The 2,346-nt window shown below is 58.6% G+C and carries 3 protein-coding genes and 1 pseudogene; all 4 read right to left on the bottom strand.

Annotated features, from left to right (window positions below):
• Positions 1–22: 22 nt before the first annotated feature.
• Positions 23–538 (bottom strand): P27 family phage terminase small subunit, encoded by a 516-nt coding sequence (locus tag F2P44_RS34100; protein ID WP_167094494.1) that lies wholly within the window; start codon positions 536–538, stop codon positions 23–25.
• A gap of 218 nt (positions 539–756) precedes the next feature.
• Positions 757–1,221 carry an HNH endonuclease signature motif containing protein gene (locus F2P44_RS34095; RefSeq protein ID WP_229423913.1) on the bottom strand — a complete coding sequence of 155 codons (465 nt, stop codon included), beginning with the start codon at positions 1,219–1,221 and terminating at the stop codon, positions 757–759.
• A 56-nt stretch (positions 1,222–1,277) separates the two neighbouring features.
• The gene (locus F2P44_RS34090; RefSeq protein ID WP_167094492.1) at positions 1,278–1,547 is read right to left on the bottom strand and encodes a hypothetical protein; all 270 of its coding nucleotides are present in this window, start codon (positions 1,545–1,547) and stop codon (positions 1,278–1,280) included.
• A 445-nt stretch (positions 1,548–1,992) separates the two neighbouring features.
• Positions 1,993–2,346: pseudogene (locus tag F2P44_RS34085) on the bottom strand (hypothetical protein); the annotation flags it as partial.

Here is a 2,346-nt window from a genome sequence, read left to right as displayed (position 1 = left end):
GAGCTATCAACTACCTGCGCGCTCATTTGACGCGCCGAATACCCAGCGCGGCCTTCTCTTTCTTAAACGCCTCGATCGGGTCATCGAACAGATTGCCTTGCTGGCTGTCGAGCGAACCACCCTTGATTTTCTGGAAGCTTGGGATCGTCAACGCCGCTTCCGGTAGCCACTTCAGGAGCGAATTTTTATGGTCGCGTTCGACGTAGTACAGCGGGTGTGGCGAGAAGTAGCCGTTGGAACTTTCGATGATGTAGCTTCCGCCGTTGTCCGCCTTGTATTTGTCCAGCTGTTCGCTGACCTCCACCCAGTTGACGAAGGTGCGGCAGATAATGGTCAGGGCCAGCCCATCGGTACGGTGCACCAGACCATATTCAAGGAGGGCGCCGGTGACGTGATGCCAGAGCTTTTTCTCCTTGGCCGACAGCTTCGCCGGCATGTCGGGCACTGCCGATTCGATGATCGCATTGATACGGTCGAACGTGGCGGCGGCGCCGCAGTTAACGCCTGGCAGGCCGGTCAAATGGCTCTGTGCGCTCATGGTGTACTCCCTTCGGGAAAAAATGACCCTAGCTCAACGCAAGGGCTGGATTTGACACCCCCCCCCTTCTGAAATTTTGACTCGCGCAAAGATGGGGGATATATACGGTCTACATGAGGGGAGGCCCAGACTTTGAGGTGCCCCCCCTCCTGCCCTGCCCGCAATGCATGCCTGCAACATCGTGGAGGTGAGGGGCGCCGGTGGGGATGGCCGCCGGCTCAAGCGGCAGGGGTTCGCCCGAATCCGCCGTCTGCCGTGGCAGTCTTTCGGTCATGGTGTGGCTTGCACAGGCTTTGCCAGTTCGCTGTATTCCAGAACAGGACAGGATCGCCCTTATGCGCCTTGATGTGATCGACAACCTGAGCGGCCTGTGCAACGCCTTCGCGGTCGCACTCAACGCAGAGCGGCGAGCGGTTGAGGAACGTCTCTCGGGCCTTCTGCCAGCGCCGGTTGTAGCCGCGTTCAGAAGCCGACCCGCGTCGCGCGTCGACGGCCTTCTGGTACGCAGCTGCGTGCTTATCGCAGTGGCCGGAGACATCGACGAGCGCACTGCACCCGGCCTGCCGACATACCGACTTTGCTCTTGTTACCATTGGATTTCCTTCATTGCCGTCGCGCCATAGCGCTCGTTCGATGGTGCAGCCGCCCGCGCCTGGTGTTGCACTTGCCTTTGGATTCGGCATTTGTTCGTCGGCTGCTGTGCCTGTTACACGCCACTAGAGGCACGCTGGCGGCCTCGCTAAAGTAGCTCGATTGGGAATGCCACCGGGGATGAGGTTGAGGCTTGGATTCCGGCGCTGTACGCTTCCACTACCGCATGCTTCATGACCTCGACGGTCATCCCCTTTTGCAATAGCACCACGGGATTGTTCGGCAGGCGCTTCTGCATGTACCCCTGGATTACCTCCAACTGCTGGCCGGTGAGGTAGCGCTCGATGGTAACGACGATGGTGTCCTGCGGTGCCGCCAGAACTGCGGGTGCCTTGCCGATGAGGTCGGTGATATTCATTGGTATCTCCACTGGGGATGCGTAGCTACACTGCTCACGGCCCACAACCCTGGCGCCTTCCCCGTCCAGCAATTGCTTGAGCTGGTGGGGCTGGGCCATTAAGATGGTGGCATGGCAGTACGTCACAGAAGAAAAAAGCCCGGCTAACCGGGCAAACAAGAAAGTGCGTATATCCCCCGCTTATGCTGCGGATCGAGACAGACCACCACCTTTCGCTGTTGAGATTCATAGCGCTTAACGTTATCGCCCAACGCCGCCATGCTTTGCATTGGCCGAAACAAAAATGCCCTGCATGGCAAAGGCCAGGCAGGGCGAATGACGCCGACAGGTCGACGTCAGGGAGACACGTCCCAGAACGCAAAAAGCCCGCGTTTGCGGGCTTCGTACACAGTTACTCCGAGAATGACCGAAATATATACCGGCTGGAACACTTACGTCAAAGCATTTAGTAAAATTTTTCAATAACGCCGTGATCGATGAACGTCGGCTCGAGACGCGCCATGGCTTGTTGCTCAAGGATGCGCAGCTGATTCTTCAGCTTGTGCGAGGCGCGCAGGTACTTGGTATGGTTACCGCCGAACTGCGCAGCCAAGTCACGTGTGCTGATGTCGAGCTTCTTATGGTTCGCGTAGAGCCGGCCCAGCATGCAGTCCATGGCAAACGGGTTAATGCGCGGGAACTGCGGCTGGAAGTAGTCCGACAATCCCTTGATCGCAGCGATGCGTTCAGCCGAGAACGCGAAGCGCCTAGTGACACGCGGTGCCGCCGTCGCCGGCAATTGCCGATCCCCCAGTTCGAC

It is taken from the genome of Massilia frigida, assembly GCF_011682175.1.
GTDB lineage: Bacteria > Pseudomonadota > Gammaproteobacteria > Burkholderiales > Burkholderiaceae_D > Telluria_A > Telluria_A frigida.
This window is presented reverse-complemented; position numbering and strand designations above follow the sequence as displayed.